Source organism: Chryseolinea sp. H1M3-3 (genome assembly GCF_029360725.1).
Lineage (GTDB): Bacteria > Bacteroidota > Bacteroidia > Cytophagales > Cyclobacteriaceae > Chryseolinea.
This window is the reverse complement of the sequence record NZ_JARKMY010000002.1, coordinates 318,446-340,324: the sequence shown is the minus strand read 5'-3', so window position 1 is coordinate 340,324 and position 21,879 is coordinate 318,446. Positions and strand designations below refer to the sequence as shown.

Below are 21,879 nucleotides of genomic sequence, written 5' to 3'. Positions count from 1 at the left end.
TTATTTTGGTTGATTAGCCGTGATATACTCCGCTATACTCTTCACCGATTTAAATATCTGCGGTCCGTCCTGCGGGTTAGCCAGTTTGATGTTGTAATGCTGCTGCAGCAGTACTATGAGCTCCAACGCATCGATGGAATCCAATCCCAAACCATCCACAAACAGGGGCTGATCATCGCCAATATCCTCTGGCTTAAGGTGCTTTAAATTGAGCGCTTCTATTATTTGTCTCTTGAGATCAGCTATCAACTGTTCCATATTCTTTCAACTGATAAAGTTTTTGTAGTTGAACCGCAGTATGTTCCAACGCGTTCTCTCTTTTCTTTTTCTCTGTCAAATATAAGAAAACATCGTGTTGACTCCCCATAACGTCTACCCAACCTGCAATACAGGCCTTCGTTTTGTCGGAAGTCATCACCATTTCAACATAATCGTGCATTTGTTTTACATCAAACCTGGGCGAAACAAAAAATGCATTTTCGCCCTTGATATTATTCCGGATACAAATTTCGCCGGCGACGATGTTTGGTAATGTATACACGAACAACGCGGGACTTGCCATTGTTTTCGTGGATTCAAAAAACCGTAGATCCGTATCTAAACTGCCATGAGCGTTCGACAATATTAAGGCCACCTCTTCGGGTTTGTAATCATCTTCAAGTCTAAGGTTATTTAAAAGCATCTCAGTTCCCAGGAAACCAAGTTTTGAGGATGCATCCATCTTGTAGTACTTGGGGTAATTTATTCCAAGTCCCTCAAAGGCACTTATTAAGAAGTCGTCAAGGCTACCCCTTATGTCCCGGCAGACCAACTCGCCCATTCTGAAAACTGCACGATTACGAATATGCGCAAAGCGATTAATATAAATCATTGTGTTAAGCCCGTGAGCTAAGGTTTGTTCTCAAGCGTATGGTCATGCGGATGTTAGGTTCAATGCTTGAAGCTTTATGTGCCGCTGCACCTAAAGAGAAGACAGTTTTTCCTGAACGTCGATTAGTTTCGCCAGTCGTTTCAGTGCCGTACCATGATCGCGAACGTAAGGATTATTCTTATCCCATACATATCCTGCCAACACCGAACAAATTTGACGTTTGATTTCCGGATCCGGATTTTTAGAAAAGAAAATCTTCTCTAAAGTACCATCATACCAAGCCATGACAAACGTACGGAAAGTATCCACACCTTGTCTGATGAAGTTAGTATAGTCATTATCCCAATCAAGGGTTTCTCCTTTTAGTTTCCGGATCACCAACTTACTGGCTGTGTGGCTCGATACTGTTGCAAACATCACACCTGATGAAAATATCGGATCGAGAAACTCCGTCACGTTTCCGGTCAGCACAAAACCATTACCATAAAACTTGTCGGTTGTTGCTGACCATGCTTCTAACTTACGCGGTTCAAAAACCCATTCCGCATCGCCAAATCTCTTTTTCAAATACGGATTGCCATTTATGCAAGTTTTAAATTGGTCTGCCTGACTTTCTGGTAATGTTTTGAAGAAGTCGTAGCTCCCGACGAAACCCAGGGATGTAACTCCGGTTGAAAAAGGTATAATCCAGGTCCAGACACCGGGCGCATACATGACGGCGATGATACGGTTGGGCTCGTCGTAATTGTTTCTGCGTTTATCTTGTACATGTGCAAATACAGCTTTGCGCGGATCCAGGTTTGACGGTTTGTCCAAATTGAACAATCGCGGAATAACACGCCCGTATCCGCTGGCATCTACGATGTATCGCGCAGAAATTTTTTCAGTAGAACCATCCTTGCGTTGGACGGTGGTTACTGAACTTTCATCTTCAAAAAATTCAATCGCTGTAACAGTGGTTTCGAAGTTAACAGGGACGCCCATTTTCTCCACTTCTGTTATCAGGGTCAAGTCAAACTCGGCACGTTGAACCTGCCATGTCCAGGTCCACCCTTTTGAAAATTGATCAGAGAAATTAAAATCTGCGATCTTATCTTCTTTCATGAATTTCGCGCCGGATTTTTCCTGAAAATTCTTTGCTTTAATCGCGTCCAGAAATTTGGCATCGTCCAACACTTCCATACAACGGGGCAACAAACTTTCACCAATTACAAATCGAGGAAATTTCTCCCGTTCAACAACACGCACCGAATAGCCTGCCTGATGAATCATCGAAGCAGAAACCGATCCAGCAGGTCCGGCGCCAATTACTAAGACATCAATCTTTTCGCTCATTTATTTATTATTTAATAGCATTTAGAGGGGACGGACTCAAACCGTTTTATTCATTATTTACAAATCAATAACGTATGGGATACACCAATATAATCTTTCTGATCCAGCACTTCTAGTCCGGCCTTTTCTACCAGCTTGATAAACACTTTGGAGTCATACATTTGGCTATTGCCGTTGGCCATAACGGTAAAATATAAAGATGTTTGCTGCAGTGAGAACGCCGACGCCTCAAATCGCTGGCGGTCCCAAAATGTTTCCAAAATAAAAATGTGTCCATCAGCGTTCAGGGCTTTTTTACATCTCTTGAGGATGGAAACAATCTGGTCATCGGAGAAGCAATCTAAAAACTGGCTCATCCAAATCGCATCAAATCCTACCGGGAAAGCTCTGGATTCGTCGAGCAGGTTGTTTGGAAAAAAAGAAATTCGATTACCAAAACCCTTTTTCTCAATTTGTCCCCTGGCGGTTTCAACATGTCCAGGTAAATCCATGATCGTTATTTTTACATCAGGATCATGTTCAAAACTAGCCATCGAAAATTTACCAGTGTTACCCCCGATATCCAGTAATTTTTTGGGTTTGTGTTCATATACGAAAGGTAATGCTTCTGGAAACGCATAATCGGAGTAAAAGTGATCAAAAGAAAACCAGCTTTCTTTTACTTTTTCAGGAAGGTTTGTCGACAGTGCTTCATAAATCGTATTCCAGTTGCCGAATACTTTCAAACCTTCCGGCTTTTGATTCTTGATACTGTCTTCAAGGAAAAACATTCCATTGTAACACACGTCGTGGGTGAAATCCATATTCACTTTTGTCAACTCATCATGAAGAATAAAATAGGTTGTTTTAGTGATTTTGTATTTGCCCTCTTTCAAAGTCATTAGGCCAATACCTAAAGCCGCCTCTACCAACACCCTGATTCCATAAGGGGGAAGTTTAATTTTATCGGTTATTTCTTCGAGTGTAATACCTTCCCGGTGTGATTCCACAAGTGATAAAATTCCGCTGTCACGAAGCACACGTGTAGCTTGAAATACGAATGGAGCGAACGTTATCCATTGTGCTTCTTCTTTCGCTTGCAACGCTGAGAGTTTTTCTTTTTCAAAAAAATTCATGATCAAAATTTATGTTCCTTTTTGTAAAATTATTGCTGCATTGCATCCGCCAAAGCCGGAGGCAGTTTTAAGACAAGTTTTTAAAGAACTATGTTGGCGATGCTTAATCACATTAACTGGCTGCGTGACACCTACCTGATCAAACCCAGCGGTCGGAATTAGCTCGTCGCGTTTTAAGCTTTCGGCGCTAATGATGGTTTCCAAAATTCCAGCCGCTCCTAACGTATGACCATAGTAACCTTTCAAGCTGTTGAGTGGCACTTTTCCAAGGTTCAGCAGGTTAAAAGCTTTTGCTTCCATTTCGTCGTTATAAAGGGTAGCCGTACCGTGAGCAGAGATGAAATCTATATCTTCCACTTTGATTTTGGCTTCTTCAATTGCCTGACGTATGGCAAAGCTCAATTCCTCTCCGGTACGCGACGGACCTGATATATGATTTGCATCGTTGCTAAGACCGCCGCCGCTAATAATCACTGCCGCCTTTCCAATAGCTTCGTTGCCTGTAAGCACAACGCCTGCGGCGCACTCACCTAGGTTTATACCTTTTCGATGGGCGTCAAAAGGGCGGCACATTTCTGGACTTAATGCCTGTAAACTTTGAAAGCCAGCAATAACAAATTGACTTAGCACATCTGCTCCCACAACGACTGCATGCTCATATTGTCCACTTTCAATCATCCGTTTTCCCACCAGCAGCGCCATAACGCCTGAGATACATGCATTGGAGATCACCAATTTATTTTTAAACCCGAATGTATTGGCGAGATAAGTTGCAACTTCGTGCAGATGAATTCTGGGATTATCAGGTTGCCCTTGTTCCAGATGGGTAATATTTCCTTTTGTTGTTGACAAAATAAAAATAGAGCGGTCTAAATCCAAGGATACATTTGATAGTAACCGCTGTATAACCTGGCTGCACATTGATTCGAATCTGGAAGATGTCGAATCGTCCTTTGGGCTTTTTATCATGCCACCATAAAATGGACTATCACTTAATGATTTATCCTGAATTAGTTTCAGGCCGGAAATTCCATTGCGGATATTCTCATAATTTTCATCGGTAGTAGAGCCTAACGGAGAAACGATGCTATCGGCGACCATCCAAACTTTCTTCATCGATTAAACCAATTTCTGTTTCTTTCTCCAAGCCTCAAAAAATGGTGGAATCGTCAGTTGCAGCTCAAATGTTTTTGCATCTACAAAAACCTGGCTTGATGAACCCGTTGCGATATGGGTACCCAATTGTGCATCGAAAACAGCATAAGTAAAATTAAGCTTAGCTGCCGGTGTATTGATGTACGACGTTTCAACAACGATCGTATCGCCATACCGAAGTGGTTTCTTATAATCACATTGAATAGAAACTATCGGTACGGCTAGGCTATTTCTATAAAAATCCATGTATGAGATGCCGTGTACCTTACCAAAATCCTCACGTGCATCTTCAAAGTAACGCACATAGTGACCGTGCCATACGATTCCAAGCGGATCGGCTTCGTTAAATCGGACGGTTATTTCGGTGGTATGTTTCATTAGGTTTAAAGCATCCCGCAGTTAGCGCTCAACATGCGGTAAGACAAAACAAATTGTGCCGCAGCTTGCTGATGACTACCCGTGTTTCTTTCTCCAGTTTTCAAATTCTTTTTTCTTAATTTTTGCCAGCACACCGTTCACTGAACCAGCCCAGAAATTTCGCATACCGAAACCACTGGGTGGTGCTGTTAAACGTTCTGTAAAGAGAACTTCCTTCGTGCCCATGTTAATGAACGTTATCCAAAACGATCCTTCTTCGATTACCTTGTTAAAACTTTCTACATTGAACATTAACCCAATGCCAGACTTTCCTTTGAAATCGTAAGTTGAAATAATCTGATCTACATCATCAGGCTTTAGGTGGATATGATCTTTTCCTTCTGCTGAGATCATAGACAGGATGTCAAGCTCTGCGTTATGCTCGTTGGTTATATCAATGGCATTCTCAACAGTTTTCCTTTTTAGCGCAGCCGCCACGTTATATTTGTCAGCTTCCTTGATCATCAATTCATTTATTGCATCTAATAAATGGCGAATGTCAGATTCAGAACCTAATCGCTCACGGTCACCAATAAACTTAGCCCCGCTGAAATCAAGACCAAGCCAAGTGATTTGCGTATCCGGATTAAAAACATCGCCTTTTGTTTGACCAAAAACTGGGGACACCAAGGCTGCCAGAAGTACGAAAACAATTGTTTTGTAGTTCATATCACTGTGTTTTAGAATTTATCTTAGCAAAAATTCTCATCTCGCAGGAGCATAACAAGGCTCCTTCCTGTTCTACACGACCCTCCACCACCGTCACATCCAAAACTTTGTTTGTCACTTTTACCGATGTAGTGATACTCGTATTTTGTTTTGGCAGGGAGTGGATCTTCAAATCTTTAACGGCTGCGATGTATCCAATGGGAATTGGAATATTTCGGGAAGCGCACTGATATCCTACATGCATGGCTGCAGTCTGGGCAATGTTTTCAACAAGGCCTGGTTCAGCAAAACGTTCTTTAGTAACAAAAACATTATCCGGCTCAATTGTCAACCGTGTTACCGCATGATCATCGTCCGCTTCCAGTAGCTCATGCACCATAACGATGGGATGTCGCTGCGGAATGTATTTAGTAATATCGTCGCGTGTTGCCAGCATCATTTTTGCCAAAAGTTATAATAATTAAACCACTGTTCTGGATACATTTTTATTTTTTGTTCAAAGTCCTGAACAAAGGTTGATGTAAGACGCGTCACGAATTGTTCTTTCGATTCATCATCCTTCCTGGTAAGGATGGAGCTGCCGAAAAAATGGTAATGACTTTTTGTTTCCTTAAAAGCAAATACAACCGACACAGGTACCCGGAAACTTGCAGCCAATAAAAATGGACCAACAGGAAATTGTGCGTCTTCTCCCAACAATTTGTGAAACCGGGTTTTGTTGCCTTCCATAAACCTGTCGGCATGTAAACATATCAATTCATTTTTTTGCAACGCTTCGCCCATAGCGTAGACGTGAGAAATATCTTCCTTGATCAAAATGATGTTCAACTTATGCCCTCCAGTTACACGTTCAAGGTATTCTTTTATCTGCTGATGTTCTCCGTCGTACATCACCACATTGATGCGGGTATTCAATCGCTTCAATAAGTGCCCGGCCGCTTCCCAATTTCCCACGTGACCGCTCAGCAAAATACCACCCTTACCACCTTTCACGATTTCACGAAGATTATCTTCACCATCAAAATCGTATGTAAACTTATTCTCGATGCCGGCCATTACAATCACTTTATCGAGCAACGTCTGGCCAAACACATAATAATTCTGATAGATTTTAAGGATGGATTTCAGTACACCGTAATGTTGGCGCCTATGAAAATAGCGATAGATATGACCTGTAGAGTTCCACGAAAACAAAAAATAATAGAACGATACGAAGCGCAATATCAGGTATGAAAAGTTTACTCCGAATGTTTTGATGATAAACACAAAAATACGGTAACCCAGAGGCGTACCTTTGGATTTACCTTGCCACTGCGGCATGTCAGGAGTGAACTTTCGTTGCTACGCGGTTGATGACGTAGTCGTAGAATGACTGAAAAGTACTGATGTGCGCGAAATCTTCGGGTTTAACTTTAAAACCAAAGTTGCTTTCGATCACTACCACCAGATCAATGTAATCCAGACTATCCAGTTGCAATGTTTCGCGAAGGTTTGCTTCAGACGAAATCTTTCCTGGCTCTACCTCAAATTCCTCGATTAAAAAACCATTGATTTTTTCTATGATACTTGTTGCTTCCATTTACGAATTTTTCCACTTTTTAATGATCAAAGTCGAGTTTGTACCGCCAAAGCCAAAAGAGTTTGACAAAAATACATCAATATTTTTATTCATCGTTTTCGCGATGATGTTAAGCTTTTCAGAATCCACGTCGGGAGTTTCAAAATTTATGTTTGGTGCGATAAAAGAATTTTCCATCATCAGTAATGAATAAACAATTTCACTTGCACCTGCCATCCAACACTCATGGCCCGTCATTGACTTGGTTGAACTTACTGGCGTATTTGCTTGTCCGAAAACTTCAAAAATCGCTTTCGCTTCGCTCGTGTCGCCTGCTGGGGTAGAAGTGGCGTGGGCATTTACATAATCTATCTCAGAAGCACTCAGGCCAGAGCTCTTCATTGCCATTCGGAGAGACCGCGCAGGGCCCTGAACGCTGGGATTTGAAATATGTTCGCCATTGGAAGAAAATCCATATCCAATCACTTCCCCTAAAATTTTTGCGCCGCGGCGCTGGGCTGATTCCAGACTTTCGAGAATAACCGTTGCAGCTCCACCACTTGGAACCAGTCCGTCTCGATTTTTATCGAAAGGCCGTGAAGCTCCAGTTGGATTATTTTCGCGTATCGAAAATGCTCCCAACGCGTCGAAATTACCCATAGAGTAAACATTTGTTTCCTGCGCACCGCCGCAAATAATGATATCCTGCATGCCATTGCGAATGAACATAGAAGCTAATCCAATAGCATGGGAACCACTGGCACAGGCAGCACTTACGGTAAAGTTGACACCTTTGAGGCGAAAAATGGTAGCCAGGTTCATATTTACCGTGGAGTTCAACACTTGAAAAACATTACCAGAACCCACCAGCGTCGTATCTTTTTTCTCGCGAATGATGTCGATTGCTTCAATGACAGGCTGCGCGGAACTGTCGTTTCCGTAAATAATTCCTATCTCATGGTTATCGATAAAATCCTGATCGAGGCCCGAGTGTTTTAAGGCTTCGGTGGTGGCGATATATGCATATTCGCCTTGTTCAGGAAGCATCACGCGCGCACGGCGATCTAGAATCCCTTTTAGCTGTGGCCTTTCAACATAACCAGTCAAGCTAGAGCGATATCCCATCTCCTTACGTTTGGCATCAAGCACGATTCCCGACTTGCCCTCGTAAAGTGACTCGCGCACTTCCGTCAGGTTTTTGCCGATGCAAGAATAAATCCCTATACCTGTGATTACGACTCTGTTCATTAATCAACTAAAAAAATTTATGTCTGTATGCATGTTACATACCCAAACACAAGTGCAAAAATATATTTAAATATGCGGATTCACATAAATCAGGTGCGCAAAGTCCTTTGCTATTAGCACCCTCGTAAGATTGAATAAAAACGTGAACATTTTTAATAACGTTCGGAGTAAGTTATAAAATCTGAATGAAAAATTTTACGAGTATAACCCACCGTTGATAGACAAGACAGTACCCGTGATGTACGAGGCTTTTGGTGATGCAAGAAACGCGACTGCATCTGCAACTTCGTCGGGCTCACCAAACCGCTTCATCGGAATAAGACCTTTCAGTTCTTGTTCGTTCAAATCCTGGGTCATATCCGTTCGTATAAAACCTGGTGCAACAGCATTAACCGTTACGCCACGGCGGGCTACTTCCTGCGCCAAAGCCTTTGTTGCTCCAATTACCCCGGCTTTTGCCGCAGAATAGTTTGTTTGACCGGGCATTCCCTTGATTCCAGACAACGAGACAACATTTACAATACGTCCATACCTATTGGCCAGCATGCCATTTAACACCTGTCGTGTAACGTAATAAAAAGCATCCAGACTGGACCCTAATACATTTTTCCATTGATCTTCCGTCATCCACATCATCAGTGCATCTTCACGAATTCCTGCATTATTGACCAATACTTCTATGGTGCTTTCTTTGTTTTTTTCGACCCACGCTCCAAGCACATCATCCACTTCACTTTTCTTCGACACATCAAATTTCAGCAGCTCGGCCTGTACCGTTTTCTCACGTACCATCTCGGCCGTTTTGTTAGCTTCTGCTTCATTGCTTTTGTAATTAATCAAAATGCTATACCCTGCTTCGGCCAGCTTGACACTAATGGCTCTCCCGATTCCGCGGGAACCTCCGGTTACTAGCGCATATTTCATTTAAACGTGTTTAGGTGTTTACGTGGTTAAGTGTTTACGTGATAGCTGATGAAATTTCCTCAAAGGTTGAACTGCCGGCAGTTAATTTACAATGGCATGGTAGAACCTAATTTGATTAAGTACTGCCTTACCAGCTGAATATCCTTATACCGTGGTTTGTCTTCAATTATGGGTGGCACCAACGCCCTGATTTCGTCAAAAAATTTATGTGAGAATGAAGACATGCGCGTCTGGCATTTAAGGAAGTCGATGGCTTGAGCTAAGGCTAAGGCCTGAATCGCCAGGACATCAAAGCTGTTATCAATCACTCTTCGCGTCATGAGGGCAGCATTACAACCCATGCTCACAATATCCTGATTATCGTTATTGTTGGAAATACTATGCAGGTACATGGGGTACGAAAGCGTTTGATTCTCGGCCACCGTTGAGGTCGCCGTAAATTGCATCCCTTGTATACCCAAATTCAATCCTAACTTACCCAGGTTTATAAAAGGTGGTAATTTCTGATTCAACTTGTCATTCAGCAAATAATTCAGCTGACGTTCGGACAACATAGACAATTTTGTTACCACGATTTTCAGCTTGTCCATGGCCAATGACACATAATCGCCGTGGAAATTTCCGCCGTGATAAACCATCTCTTTTTCATGATCAATCACCGGATTATCGTTTGCAGAATTCACTTCATCTTCCAACACACGTCTTACTTCCAGCAACGTATCGTATACCGGACCTAAGATTTGCGGAACACAACGGAGTGAATAGTACTCCTGCACCTTATCGGTAAACACCGCTTCTTCAATTTTTCGGTGATACAAATGTTCCGGGCGTTTACGGATTAATTTGCTGTCACCAAGAAGTGTTCTGATAATCTCCGCTACTTTCGATTGACCTTTGTGATGTTTGACATGATTCAGCTCGAATGAGAAATGGTCATCGAAAGACTTCATCAGCTCGTTTGTAATAGCGGACATCATGATTGAACACACGAGGAGATATCGGGCGTGAATGATGTTAGACATTCCCACGCCAGTCATGGCAGAAGTACCATTCATGAGCGCCAGACCTTCCCGGAGATGAACTTCCAGCGGGTTGATGTTCTTCGATAGATAGACTTCTTTCGCAGGAAGCCATTTGCCATTTAAAAGCACCTCCCCTTCACCGATTAGGTTTAATGCGAGATGTGCCAATTGAACTAGATCCCCGCTTGCGCCAACACCCCCACGTTCAAAGATGCATGCCGAAATTTTCTCATTTAGCAAATCACGAAGTAGTGTAACTGTGCTGGTATGAACACCCGATGCCGCTTGCATCAAACTGTTAAGCCGGGCCAGCATAGTTGCCCGCGACAGATCTTCTGCGATGGGTTGGCCGCTTCCGGAACTGTGACTTCTGATTAAATTATATTGAAGCTGACGTTGATCGTCGTCACTGATTTTATATTGTGCCATGGGCCCAAGACCCGTGTTGATGCCATAAATGATTTTGTTTTGAGAATAGGTTTTAAGGAACGTAAAACTTTTCTCCACCTTCTCTAAGGCACCAGCATCCAATTCAATTTTCTCACCGGCGTAGAGGATCTTTTCAAAATCATCGGCTGACAGTCGTTGCTGTCCGACTTTAATCATAAGCGTTGAATTATTATAAAGGCTAAGTCAAAATGATCGCAAAAATACATAATAACTTTAAAGATGCTAGTTTAAGGTTTGGAGTAGGATGTACCTATCGGAACAAACTTCTAGTGGAAAGTCAATATTTTAAAAAATTGGATATTTTCTAACGTTCACGAACGGCCTATCCGTTTTAGGGTTTTGCGTACGGGTTGGGGTCTTCCAAAAGCATTATTTACTGATGAGTACTGCCTGATCTAATATGAAGGTCACGTGGTCAAGGTCGTCGGTGTTAAGCTTTAACTTTCCTTTTACAGTGATAAGATCGTCGACACTAAACTTGGAAGGTTCTTTGGCAAAATTCACTTCAGCAATTGATTCGGGGCCACCTCCACCACAAAAGAAACATTGCGCCATGGGATACTTGGAGATGATGATATAGTTTCCATCCTCCGGTGCGAAGGGAACATAATAGCCTTCTACCGTGATTTCCTTTCCGGCCATCGCTTTCAGATCGGGCGGAAAGTTGGGATAGAAAATGTACTCACCTAACTTTTCCTGAAATTTGGATTCAAACTTTGTTCTGGCAAATAAATCCCAGGCATTAGGTTGAACCTGGCCGAAAGCGATATTTATAAGTAGCAACAAGGCTACAGAAAAAACCCATTTTTTCATTTTTGTAAAATATTGAAGCATGCTCATAGCAGACACGTGGGGGATTAACGCATATTTCATAGTGTAAAGTTTCAGTTCCCTGATAGTACGGTTGATATATCTGTTTTATATGCCTGGATAGCTGGTATCAGTGAGCATAAAACGCCTAAGATCAGACTTCCGGCCAAAATTATCCATTCCTGCGAATAGAAAATAAGGCCTGTTATTCCAGCCTTTTGTGTTTGTTCGAGGATGTTGGATAAAATAAAAAGTACTGAATGACCCATTAAAAGTCCTATCAAACTTCCGACCAGTGTAAGTAAACCACCTTCCATCAATATGGACATTAAAAGTTTTGTACGCGACGCCCCCATTGTGCGCATCACAGCCATATCGTAGCGGCGTTCTTTTAAAGAGTTATAGAGTGCAATGAAAATGCTCAAAGCGGAAATCAGAATTAGCACGTAGGCAAAGCTCATCATAATATCGACACCCACACCTAGAATGGAAAACAATCGCGCGGTTTCGTATGCCGGCGCAGCTGCCTGCAAACTGCTTTGAGAATTTACTAATCGCGGAAGCTGAATCGCCGCTAATGCCGAACGATATTTGATCAACAAGGATGTGATTTCTTTCGAAGAATCAGTCCGCAATACTGACGGAACTAACGACGAATGTTTGGTGGATATATTCTTGGAGCTGTCTGAAAGAAATGGGTTATCTGAAGTTTCATGCATGATCCACACACTTTCAACATTTGTAAGGATCAAATTATCCAACACGCTATTTGTTTGTTTCATGATACCCTTCACAATATAATGATGCTCATTGTGGGCATGTCCTTCTTGTGAAAGGCCGTGAGCGCTGGCAAACTCATCATTCAGTTTAAGCTTAGATAAGGCGGCTACATTAGCACCAATCGTTACCTCCAGGTTATTTTTCCACCAGGCACCCTGGGCTAGTGTTGCCTCATACAATTCGGGATAATTAACGTTTGTTCCAGCAATACGGTAACCTTGATAACTATCGCCCAGGGCTAAGGGTATGGCTGTTTTAATTAGCCTGTTCTTTGCGATTCGTTCGGCCTCAAATAATTTAATATTCCCAGTAGGTAAATCGACATGGAAAATATTGCAGAGAATTAATTGCAGCGGACTACCCTTGGCACCTACTACCAGATCAATTCCTTTGGCATTGTCTGAAATTTTCTCCTCCAGTTGATTATTAAATAAAAGCAGGATCGTGATAACAGCTATACCGAGTGAAAGCAAGAGAATATTGATCGCCGTGTTCAGGGGTCTTGCCTTCAGGTAACTCCAAACTAGCGTAAAGATGTTCATGGACGTTCGTTAATCGTTATCGGTTTGTGTGTATCGTGCTTCAAAATTTTATTTTAATAAGATTTTCTTCGAAAACTCACTTTTTAGTCTTTGATCATGCGTTGCAATAAGCAATGTTGATTTGTTTTGATCAGCAACTTCCATCAGTAAGGATATTACACTATGACAGTGTTTGTCGTCCAGGGCAGAGGTTGGTTCGTCGGCCAAAATAATTGACGGTCTATTTATTATTGCGCGGGCGATGGCTGCGCGTTGCGCCTGTCCCTGGCTCAGTTTTGTAACTTTGCTTTTTTTCTTATCCGAAATCTTAAGGCTGCTCAGTACCGATTCGATACGTTCGCCCTGAACAGGCAACCCTGCCAGATAAGCAGGCATCATGAGGTTTTGTTCGACGGTCAAAGCGCTGATCAGGTGATTTCTTTGAAAGACGAACCCCATGTGCTGACCACGGAACTTATCCAGCGCATGTTCGCTGAGGTTTTCAAGGGCAACGTCGTTAATTCTAACAGAACCGGTATAGTTACGGAGCAGTCCACCCAATAAATAGAGTAAAGTCGTTTTTCCACTACCCGAATCACCCAACAATAAAAAGTGCTCACCGCTGTTCACTGTAAAATCAGGAAAAGACATTTCTGAGTTGGGTGAATAGGTAAAAGAAAGGTTCGAAACTGAAATCATGCGCTGTCTTTAGGACTGAAAAATAAGAAACCATAATCGTTAATCCCTATTTCTTTGACAGGAGGTCGCAGATTTGATAGTTTAATAACCAGTCTTGAGAATCCTTAACAAAGTGTCAGTTGCTTTTTGCATAATTTCATGAGAGCCCTTACATTGGATGGTTGTCAAAAAAACAAGTTATGTATTCATACGAAAAGGTCAGCTCCCAGGAAGCCGTCCAATTGATCGAGCACGTCGTTAACGAAGTAAAAAAAATTAACAAACAAATCGCTGTTGCGGTAAGCGGGCCTGAAGGTGAGTTGATTGCATTTCTCAGGATGGATGAAGCGAGTCCGGCAGCCTCCTTAATTGCACATAATAAAGCCTACACAGCTGCCCGCGACAGAAAAGACACCAAACTCATGGGCGAATTCATGTTAAACAACGACAGACCACCTGCATTCTGGGGTGATAAAGGCATTACAGGTTTTGGAGGCGGCGTTACGATCCGACAAAGTAATAAAGTGATCGGCGGAATTGGTGTCAGTGGACTATCAGAAGATGAAGACGAGCGAATTGCCTATACTGCCATCAAGGCTGTGTTTGGTTAATTCCGCATTCAACAACTCAAAACCTCAGTTTGCTCAGGTTATGAAAGGGGTAATTATTTTTCTAACAGGCGTTCTCGCATTAGCGTCTTGTGAACGTGATGAGCCTAAGAAGGAAAAAAATCCCGATGAGGAAGAAATCAAGAAGAGCGAAAAAAATATAGCTGAACGTTTTTTGAGATTGGATGGCACGACCGATACGCTTAGGGGCTATGAGCTGGGGAAAAATTTATTTGGCAAATTCCATAAAAAAAGAGCCGAGTTTTACGTCATTGAACATCCCAATAAAACCATTTATAACCGGCCGGTGAAATGCATCACGTTATATTTCCTGGATGGCACACTGGCCAAAACAAAGTACGAATTAGAAGAGGACATCTCTGATGATCTGATTCATAGCTATGGCAATTTTACAATAAAAGGCTACGATACGCTTACACGCACTTTATTAAAATCTGAAAAAGTCATCCATTCCGAAAATCAAAAGAAAGTATTAAATAAAAATTTAACCAACTACGAATTGAAGTGGGACAGAAATACAAAATTTATCTATACGAGAGTTGATAAATCGACCACCAAAAAAAGATTTGAATACATTGAAGCACTTAAAGATTATAACTCGAAATATAAAAGAATTGAAGCGCTGTAATGCCCCAGCTTTCAATACTTTATTGTTCAAAATACCTAAACCACTCCTATGAAATACCTGATTGCATGTGCGCTCCTCATCGCTTCCTTTTCGTGTACTAAAAAAGAACAGCAAGCAGAAACGGAGACCCAAGAAGAAACGAAATCCATTGGCACGATCGAACGAATTGATCCAGACTTAGATGCGATTGTCAAGGCAGATGCTGCTGTTGAGATCATTGCAGAAGGTTTTGAGTGGAGCGAAGGTCCGCTTTGGATTGAAGAACAAAAAGCGTTGCTATTTTCGGATGTTCCTGCCAATACAGTTTATAAATGGACGGAGGAAAAGGGAAAAGAAACTTACCTGACGCCTTCGGGAAGGACGGGCACGTTGCCTTATGGTGACGAACCCGGATCGAACGGTCTGACCTTAAATAGTGAAGGCAAGCTCGTACTTTGTCAACATGGAGATCGACGAGTTGCCATAATGGATGCGCCATTGTCAGCGCCCGAACCAAAATTTATATCACTGGCAGATAACTTCAATGGCAAAAAACTGAACAGCCCCAACGATGCAGTATTTAATAGCAAAGGTGAATTGTTTATAACGGATCCTCCATACGGGCTCCCGAAAAAAGCAGACGATCCAACGAAGGAAACACCATTCCACGGTGTCTACAAGCAATCCAATGGACAGCTGAAGTTGCTCACAGATTCAATCACAAGACCGAATGGTATTGCCTTGTTTCCTGAAGAAAAAACGTTGATCGTCGCAAACTCTGACCCTGAGAAAGCAAAATGGTATGCTTTTGACTTGGCCGAAAACGATATGCTTACCAACGCCAGAATTTTTTACGATGCGAGTGAAAATGCGAAGACTGAAAAGGGGTTGCCTGATGGATTAAAGATAGACAAGCAAGGAAATGTCTTTGCGACCGGGCCCGGCGGTGTTTGGATTTTTAACCGTGATGCGAAATTATTAGGACGGATAAAGATCTCGGAATTGACTTCAAATTGTGCGCTTTCACCTGATGAAAAAACACTGTATGTTACAGCAGACATGTACGTTGTCAGGATCAAGCTAAGAGATTAATGTGGATTTAATTATAGATACCCTAGGCTGGGCCGGCTCTATTTGTTTGGTGATTGCTTATGGGTTAAATAGCTACCAATTAATCAAATCAAACTCCATATTGTTTTATTCATTAAACATCATTGGAGGAATCTTTTTGATTGTTTATTCTGTTAACAAAACGGCCTACGCGAACACGTTTATCAATGTCGTGTGGGTGGCCATTACAATCCCTGCTTTTCTCAGGTTATTCAAGAAAAACAAATCACAGGCAAATAAATAGATATTTGGAGTCTTCAAAGAAAAACATTCAGGTTCAACAATGGGTAGCTTTTATCTCGGTACTGTTACTGATCATCAAAGTCGTAGCCTACTATCTTACCAATTCGGTTGCCATATTAACTGATGCGTTAGAAAGCATTGTGAATGTTGTAGCAGGCTTTATTGGATTGTATAGCTTATATATTTCCGCTAAACCCGGTGATCAAGATCATCCTTATGGTCACGGGAAGGTTGAATTTGTTTCCGCAGCATTAGAGGGCAGTATGATTTTCATAGCTGGATTCTTTATTATCTATAACGCGATACGAAATATTTTCTACCCACAACCACTCAATCAGTTGGATTTGGGTATGATTTTAGTGTGTATCACTGCCGTTGTAAATTATGTGATGGGTATGATTTGCGTTCGTATTGGAACAAAAAACAATTCCATCGCGCTTGAGGCCAGCGGTAAACATCTGCAATCAGATACCTATACAACGATTGGCATAGTGGCGGGATTAACCCTCATTTATTTTACTGAAATTTATTGGCTCGATAGTGCTGTCGCCATTCTTTTTGCAGGCATCATCATTTACACCGGTTATAAAATTATCCGGAGTTCACTCGCGGGAATAATGGATGAAACAGATATTGCATTGCTGGCAAAGATCGTTGACACATTGAACAAAAACCGAAGAGAAAACTGGATAGACTTGCATAACCTCCGGGTGATCAAGTATGGAGATAAACTTCACATTGACTGCCATCTTACAGTTCCATGGTATCTAAACCTACATGAAGCTCATTTCGAAATCGATGTATTTAAAAAATTTACCCGCGATCATTTCGGAAAGTCGATCGAATTCTTTATTCACACTGACGGTTGCCTGGAGTTTCAATGCAGGATATGTGATAAACAGAATTGCCCGGTAAGACAGCATCTCTTCCAAAGGAAAATACAATGGACGGTGGAGAATATTTCGCAGGACAAAAAACATGAGATCAATACATAGTTTATTGAATGTTATGATTGATCAGTCACTCCACAATTAGAACTGAGTTGACCCTGATGAATACCCTCGAACTCCCTTAATTGTTCCTCCGAATATTCATTTTGAAAATTGATCAATCCCCATTGGATCATTTCATCGATAAGGGCTCGCAATGAAATACCTTTCGCTGTAAGACTATACATTACAACTTGAGGCGCTTGTGACACCAGAACCTCTCTGAAGATAAGATTATCTTTTTCCAATTCTCTAAGCTGCTCCGCCAATACTTTCTTACTGATCTTCGGCATATATTTTTTCATAATGCCAAACCGATTCACATCATGTTGAATGAGATAAAGTAAAATCGGTTTCCATTTACCGCTCAGCAGTCCGACAATTTTTGTCATCACGCAGATGCCTGCATCAAAGGTTGGATTACGCATAATTATTTCATTCTCATTATCAATTGAATAGCAAAGCAATGGGCTGGTTTCCAAATAGTAACTACTTGATTGTAGAACCATGCCCCCATAGTATTGCTAAAAAACAACGCATCATGCAGGAAGAAGTTTCAAAGTTGAATTTTTACAGCAATGTATTGATGCTGATAACATCTTTACATCATGTCTATGGCGCAATGGTTTATGAAACCCCTTGGCGTCTTCACGTTTTATTGCTTAGCATACCTGTGGTTATCTTGACAACGACAATCCATTGGCTCGTGAAAAATAGGGCAGGCAAATGGAAAAATCACCTTTCCGTCATCAATGGGCTGATCATCCTAGTTTTTTCGATCATCCTTATTGGAGCGTATGAAGGCGTTTACAACCATGCGATTAAAAATATTGTATTCTTTTCGGGCATAGATGACGGTATTCTGGCTAAGATGTTCCCTTCGCCCAAATATGTATTGCCAAACAACCTGCTCTTTGAGTCTACCGGAGTTATGCAGGCTATCCTTTTTGTTCCGCTCGTAAGGAATTTTATAACGTTTTCGAAAGTAATTATAAAAAAAGTCCGGGATGGCGGATACAACCTGTAGGAATTGCACCTAAATTAGAATTCCTCTCGGCGCTTTCACATTCTACTATCCACATTATTGTCATAGTTATGGCCAGGTTTATCGTTTCCGCTATACTGGTAGCTTCAAGCTTAACCAGTTTCAGTCAGGACCTTTTCAAAATTTCCCTTTCGGATTTTGAACTGAATACCGACAGCATGTCCTTCAAAATCTCGGAAATTGTTGATGCCCGCAAGGACAGCAAAGTTATCGGGATCATTCAGCGCGGAGTGACCAACCGAAAAGATCTTGCGGTATTTGAGAAGCCAGGTGTCCAGGAATTGGACGAATTACTAAAACGGGCAAATTTGTTTTCCAAAGACAAAGGTATTGTGTTGCGTATTTCAGAACTCACAGTTTCGGAAATCACGTCCATGTGGAGGGAGACTGCCAGGGGAGAGATAAGCATGGACTTCTTTATACCTTACAATCAAGATTACTACTACGTTACCTCTGTTCATGCAACCATTGAGACCCGCGGTTCCGATGTTACAGCGTTTCATGCTTCGAATGTTGCAACGGTTATTGAAAACGCCTTGATACAATTTTCAAAACGGGCAACAGAGGTAAATTCGGTTCAGCCTTTCGCTAAAGAAGATTTAATTGACCCTGCTCAAAGTTTTCGTTCCCTTTCCTCCATGCCTATTGTAAAAGCAACAGATTATAAGGAAGGATACTACACCACCTTCGACGAATTCATAAACAATGCGCCATCTGTGTCAATTAACTGTTCTGTAAAACTGGACGACTTCTCCCTGATAAACTGTGATGGTGAAGAAAAGGAAACCAGTGTGTATGGATTTGCGAAAGACAATCAACTGTTTATTGCGTTTCACCAGGATTTTTATCCGATTCAAAAAATTAACAACGAGTTTATTTTTTTCGGACCTCGTGAACGTTCTGGAAAGGATATTGAAGATGCTTATAAAGGAATGATCGTGCCGCGGCAAATCGGCAAAAGAGGAAACAACCCGATGTATAAGATCGACTTAAAAACAGGGGTGATTAAAAATGGAAATGGTTTTTTAAATTAATCAGATCAACCAATTTCTATTACAACATCATCGGTGAGTGGGTGCCCAACACAAGTAAGCACATAACCTTCTGCCCGTTCTGATTGCGACAAACCCTCTTCTTCATCCAATTTCACTTTGCCGGATAATGCTTTACCGCGGCAGGCGGTGCACAATCCGCTTTGGCAAGAGTACGGTAAATCAATCCCCTGGTCCAGCGCCGTCTCAAGAATTGCTTTATGTGGCGGAACCATAACTTTATATTCCTGCCCGTCATAGCGAATTGTTACCTCACGCGGTTTCAGTTCTTCTGATGTCGCAATCTCTTTCTTTTCATCCTTATCAATTGTACCCTGAACGAAACTCTCCTTAAAGATTTTCTCCTTCGGAATATTCCGTTGGCCTAATAGCGTCTCAACATTTTTCATCATGCCTTCGGGTCCGCACATCAGGTACGTTGTGTTTGCAATGCCCCAATCAGGAATACGTTCAAAAAGTTTGGTCAGCATGTCATGATTCAACAACCCGGAATATCCTTGCCAATTCATTGGTGCATTATCCAGAACATGAATGACATGCAATCTCCCCTCATCGCTTATTTCGATTTTTTCAAGGTCATTTTTAAAGATGATGCTGTCGATGTCCCTGTTACAATAGATGAGTGAGCAGATGCTATTGGGTTCCTGAGACAGAATACTTTTAATGATAGACATCATGGGTGTAATACCCGATCCGCCGGCAAATAAAATAATATGGCGTTTATTATTCGTATTGTATTCTGTGGTGAACTGGCCCATTGGCTCCATCACTTTTATAGTAGCTCCGGTTTTTAAATGATCGGGAAGCCAATTGGACATCAACCCGTTTTCTACACGCTTTACCGTTACTGCCAAGTCGTGATCTACAAATGGAGAAGAGCATAGTGAATATGCCCTTCTGACTTCTTTGCCATTGACACTTGTGATCAGGGTCAAAAACTGGCCAGGCTTATAGTTTATCTTTCCTGAAGCAGGATGTTCAAAGACGATGGAGATAGCGTCTTTTGTTTCTTGTATGATATTTTTTACCCGTAAATCATAGTATTTGGGTCCCGAGTGTGTTTCTTCTTTTTTTGGTTTCTCCGTTTTTTTAAAAAAGCTAAATGCCATGGGTGCAAATCCGTTATCAGTTAAAAGTAAATTGTGTGTACACGTCCATCGTCGGTGCAATAGTACAAACAAAGATCTTTATTCGTAGGTTTAAAATACATTCCCCTCTAATCCTTCGTCTGCAAAAGTAGCGAGGAATAATTAAATTTTGGGTTCTTCGCCGTAAGCGATTAATTTTGAGACCTAACCAATCGTACAGTGGAGCTAAATCCCCTAACTGCCATATCGCCCATCGATGGACGGTATTTTGAAACCGTAAAGCCCCTGGCACCTTACTTCTCAGAATTTGCGTTGATGCATTACCGCATACAAGTGGAAATCGAATATTTGATCGCCCTATCCGGAACTGTTTCTGAGTTAGACGATTTCCCGGTTTATAGGCTGAAAGACATTCGGGGGATTTATAAAACCTTTTCAGAACAAAAGGCCTCAGAAATCAAGGCGATTGAGAAGACCACAAATCATGACGTAAAGGCCCTGGAATATTTCATCAAAAGAGAATTTGATTCCATGAAACTTGAACCGTTCAAGGAGTTCATTCATTTCGGCTTAACATCTCAGGATATCAACAACACAGCGATACCGTTACTTCTCAAAAATTTTATCGAGCACGAATATTTTCCGCTAATTGACATGTTGCTTGGAAAGCTGAATGGATTAGCCAAAGAATGGAAAGATGTACCGATGCTGGCGCATACACATGGTCAACCTGCATCACCTACCCGTGTTGGAAAAGAAATCATGGTATTTGCGTCGCGGTTGGAAAAGCAAATGAATCAGCTCAAGACCATTCCTTTTTCGGCAAAATTTGGCGGTGCAACGGGTAACCTAAATGCGCATTATGCTGCCTATCCTAATATAGATTGGAACAAATTCGCGGACGATTTCTGTCATCATTTAGGACTGGTAAGAAGTCATCCCACGACACAGATTGAACATTATGATAACATGGCGGCGATGTTCGACAACATGAAACGCATCAATACTATTCTTATTGATCTTTGCCGCGATATGTGGCAGTATATTTCAATGGAATATTTCAAACAAAAAATAAAAGAGGGTGAAGTAGGATCGTCGGCTATGCCGCATAAGGTCAATCCTATCGATTTTGAAAATGCAGAAGGAAACTTAGGATTTGCCAATGCTATTTTTGAATTTTTATCAGCGAAACTTCCTATATCCCGCTTGCAACGTGACCTAACTGACTCAACAGTTTTAAGAAATATCGGGGTGCCTATTGCCCATACTTACATTGCCGTTCAATCCATCCTTAAGGGGCTGAATAAACTTGAATTGAATCCTTCCGCAATAAATCAAGACTTAGAAAATAATTGGGCTGTTGTATCCGAGGCGATTCAGACCATCTTGCGGAAAGAGGGTTACCCTAATCCATATGAAGCCCTAAAAACCCTGACGCGTAAAAATGAAAAGATAACGCAGCAAAGCCTGGTGGCATTTATTGATACACTGAAGGTTAATGAGGACTTAAAAACCAAACTAAAGTCAATCACACCGTTTACCTATGTGGGTGGTTGATTGAGT

Annotated in this window: 25 protein-coding genes; 7 read left to right on the top strand and 18 right to left on the bottom strand. The window is 41.6% G+C overall.

What is annotated here, in order from left to right; genetic code table 11:
* The 16 genes from P2W71_RS08925 to P2W71_RS08850 form a co-directional block, all read right to left on the bottom strand.
* Positions 1-258, bottom strand: coding sequence for a phosphopantetheine-binding protein (locus P2W71_RS08925; RefSeq protein ID WP_276369828.1), 258 nt, complete (start codon positions 256-258; stop codon positions 1-3).
* Positions 239-871, bottom strand: a complete 633-nt coding sequence (locus P2W71_RS08920; protein WP_276369826.1) for a hypothetical protein — start codon at positions 869-871, stop codon at positions 239-241. Before P2W71_RS08920 ends, P2W71_RS08925 begins: the two co-directional genes overlap by 20 nt.
* Positions 872-961: 90 nt before the next feature.
* Positions 962-2,206: an NAD(P)/FAD-dependent oxidoreductase gene (locus P2W71_RS08915; protein WP_276369823.1), complete on the bottom strand. Its 1,245-nt coding sequence runs from the start codon at positions 2,204-2,206 to the stop codon at positions 962-964.
* A gap of 53 nt (positions 2,207-2,259) precedes the next feature.
* Entirely contained in the window at positions 2,260-3,321 is a 1,062-nt protein-coding gene (locus P2W71_RS08910; RefSeq protein WP_276369821.1) for a methyltransferase, read from the bottom strand.
* 9 nt (positions 3,322-3,330) lie between these two features.
* On the bottom strand, positions 3,331-4,437 hold the full coding sequence (locus tag P2W71_RS08905) for a beta-ketoacyl synthase N-terminal-like domain-containing protein (RefSeq protein WP_276369819.1): 1,107 nt from the start codon (positions 4,435-4,437) through the stop codon (positions 3,331-3,333).
* A 3-nt stretch (positions 4,438-4,440) separates the two neighbouring features.
* Positions 4,441-4,854: an acyl-CoA thioesterase gene (locus tag P2W71_RS08900; RefSeq protein ID WP_276369817.1), complete on the bottom strand. Its 414-nt coding sequence runs from the start codon at positions 4,852-4,854 to the stop codon at positions 4,441-4,443.
* A gap of 75 nt (positions 4,855-4,929) precedes the next feature.
* Entirely contained in the window at positions 4,930-5,562 is a 633-nt protein-coding gene (locus tag P2W71_RS08895; RefSeq protein ID WP_276369815.1) for a hypothetical protein, read from the bottom strand.
* Position 5,563: 1 nt separating this feature from the next.
* The gene (locus tag P2W71_RS08890; RefSeq protein ID WP_276369813.1) at positions 5,564-6,001 is read right to left on the bottom strand and encodes a 3-hydroxyacyl-ACP dehydratase; all 438 of its coding nucleotides are present in this window, start codon (positions 5,999-6,001) and stop codon (positions 5,564-5,566) included.
* Entirely contained in the window at positions 5,998-6,882 is an 885-nt protein-coding gene (locus tag P2W71_RS08885; protein ID WP_276369811.1) for a lipid A biosynthesis acyltransferase, read from the bottom strand. Before P2W71_RS08885 ends, P2W71_RS08890 begins: the two co-directional genes overlap by 4 nt.
* 1 nt (position 6,883) lies before the next feature.
* Positions 6,884-7,141 carry a phosphopantetheine-binding protein gene (locus P2W71_RS08880; RefSeq protein WP_276369809.1) on the bottom strand — a complete coding sequence of 86 codons (258 nt, stop codon included), beginning with the start codon at positions 7,139-7,141 and terminating at the stop codon, positions 6,884-6,886.
* Positions 7,142-8,368, bottom strand: coding sequence for a beta-ketoacyl-[acyl-carrier-protein] synthase family protein (locus tag P2W71_RS08875; RefSeq protein WP_276369807.1), 1,227 nt, complete (start codon positions 8,366-8,368; stop codon positions 7,142-7,144).
* 195 nt (positions 8,369-8,563) lie between these two features.
* A complete protein-coding gene (fabG, locus tag P2W71_RS08870) occupies positions 8,564-9,292 on the bottom strand; it encodes a 3-oxoacyl-ACP reductase FabG (RefSeq protein WP_276369805.1) in 729 nt (242 codons plus the stop codon).
* A gap of 86 nt (positions 9,293-9,378) precedes the next feature.
* Complete coding sequence (locus P2W71_RS08865) at positions 9,379-10,920, bottom strand: aromatic amino acid ammonia-lyase (protein WP_276369803.1); 1,542 nt, start codon at positions 10,918-10,920, stop codon at positions 9,379-9,381.
* 213 nt (positions 10,921-11,133) lie between these two features.
* Positions 11,134-11,637: a hypothetical protein gene (locus P2W71_RS08860; RefSeq protein ID WP_276369802.1), complete on the bottom strand. Its 504-nt coding sequence runs from the start codon at positions 11,635-11,637 to the stop codon at positions 11,134-11,136.
* Between the two features lie 11 nt (positions 11,638-11,648).
* Positions 11,649-12,896 (bottom strand): FtsX-like permease family protein, encoded by a 1,248-nt coding sequence (locus P2W71_RS08855; RefSeq protein WP_276369800.1) that lies wholly within the window; start codon positions 12,894-12,896, stop codon positions 11,649-11,651.
* A 48-nt stretch (positions 12,897-12,944) separates the two neighbouring features.
* Positions 12,945-13,574 carry an ATP-binding cassette domain-containing protein gene (locus P2W71_RS08850; RefSeq protein ID WP_276369798.1) on the bottom strand — a complete coding sequence of 210 codons (630 nt, stop codon included), beginning with the start codon at positions 13,572-13,574 and terminating at the stop codon, positions 12,945-12,947.
* Positions 13,575-13,753: 179 nt separating this feature from the next.
* Between P2W71_RS08850 and P2W71_RS08845 the strand changes: the two genes are divergently transcribed.
* The 4 genes from P2W71_RS08845 to P2W71_RS08830 all read left to right on the top strand — a co-directional run bounded on the left by P2W71_RS08845 (position 13,754) and on the right by P2W71_RS08830 (position 17,137).
* Complete coding sequence (locus P2W71_RS08845; protein WP_276369795.1) at positions 13,754-14,164, top strand: heme-binding protein; 411 nt, start codon at positions 13,754-13,756, stop codon at positions 14,162-14,164.
* 40 nt (positions 14,165-14,204) lie between these two features.
* A complete protein-coding gene (locus P2W71_RS08840; protein ID WP_276369793.1) occupies positions 14,205-14,810 on the top strand; it encodes a hypothetical protein in 606 nt (201 codons plus the stop codon).
* A 48-nt stretch (positions 14,811-14,858) separates the two neighbouring features.
* Positions 14,859-15,881 carry an SMP-30/gluconolactonase/LRE family protein gene (locus P2W71_RS08835; RefSeq protein ID WP_276369792.1) on the top strand — a complete coding sequence of 341 codons (1,023 nt, stop codon included), beginning with the start codon at positions 14,859-14,861 and terminating at the stop codon, positions 15,879-15,881.
* A 266-nt stretch (positions 15,882-16,147) separates the two neighbouring features.
* Complete coding sequence (locus P2W71_RS08830; protein WP_276369789.1) at positions 16,148-17,137, top strand: cation diffusion facilitator family transporter; 990 nt, start codon at positions 16,148-16,150, stop codon at positions 17,135-17,137.
* 11 nt (positions 17,138-17,148) lie between these two features.
* Here P2W71_RS08830 and P2W71_RS08825 read toward each other — a convergent pair whose 3' ends face one another.
* Positions 17,149-17,640 (bottom strand): helix-turn-helix domain-containing protein, encoded by a 492-nt coding sequence (locus P2W71_RS08825; protein WP_276369787.1) that lies wholly within the window; start codon positions 17,638-17,640, stop codon positions 17,149-17,151.
* A 32-nt stretch (positions 17,641-17,672) separates the two neighbouring features.
* On the opposite strand from P2W71_RS08825, the gene P2W71_RS08820 reads away from it, so the two are divergent.
* Together P2W71_RS08820 and P2W71_RS08815 are read left to right on the top strand one after the other, a co-directional pair.
* A complete protein-coding gene (locus P2W71_RS08820; protein WP_276369785.1) occupies positions 17,673-18,158 on the top strand; it encodes a hypothetical protein in 486 nt (161 codons plus the stop codon).
* A 68-nt stretch (positions 18,159-18,226) separates the two neighbouring features.
* Positions 18,227-19,210 carry a hypothetical protein gene (locus P2W71_RS08815; RefSeq protein ID WP_276369783.1) on the top strand — a complete coding sequence of 328 codons (984 nt, stop codon included), beginning with the start codon at positions 18,227-18,229 and terminating at the stop codon, positions 19,208-19,210.
* A 5-nt stretch (positions 19,211-19,215) separates the two neighbouring features.
* Here P2W71_RS08815 and P2W71_RS08810 read toward each other — a convergent pair whose 3' ends face one another.
* Positions 19,216-20,337, bottom strand: a complete 1,122-nt coding sequence (locus P2W71_RS08810; RefSeq protein WP_276369781.1) for a ferredoxin--NADP reductase — start codon at positions 20,335-20,337, stop codon at positions 19,216-19,218.
* Between the two features lie 198 nt (positions 20,338-20,535).
* On the opposite strand from P2W71_RS08810, the gene purB reads away from it, so the two are divergent.
* Positions 20,536-21,873, top strand: coding sequence for an adenylosuccinate lyase (gene purB, locus P2W71_RS08805; RefSeq protein WP_276369779.1), 1,338 nt, complete (start codon positions 20,536-20,538; stop codon positions 21,871-21,873).
* The last annotated feature ends 6 nt before the right edge of the window (positions 21,874-21,879 follow it).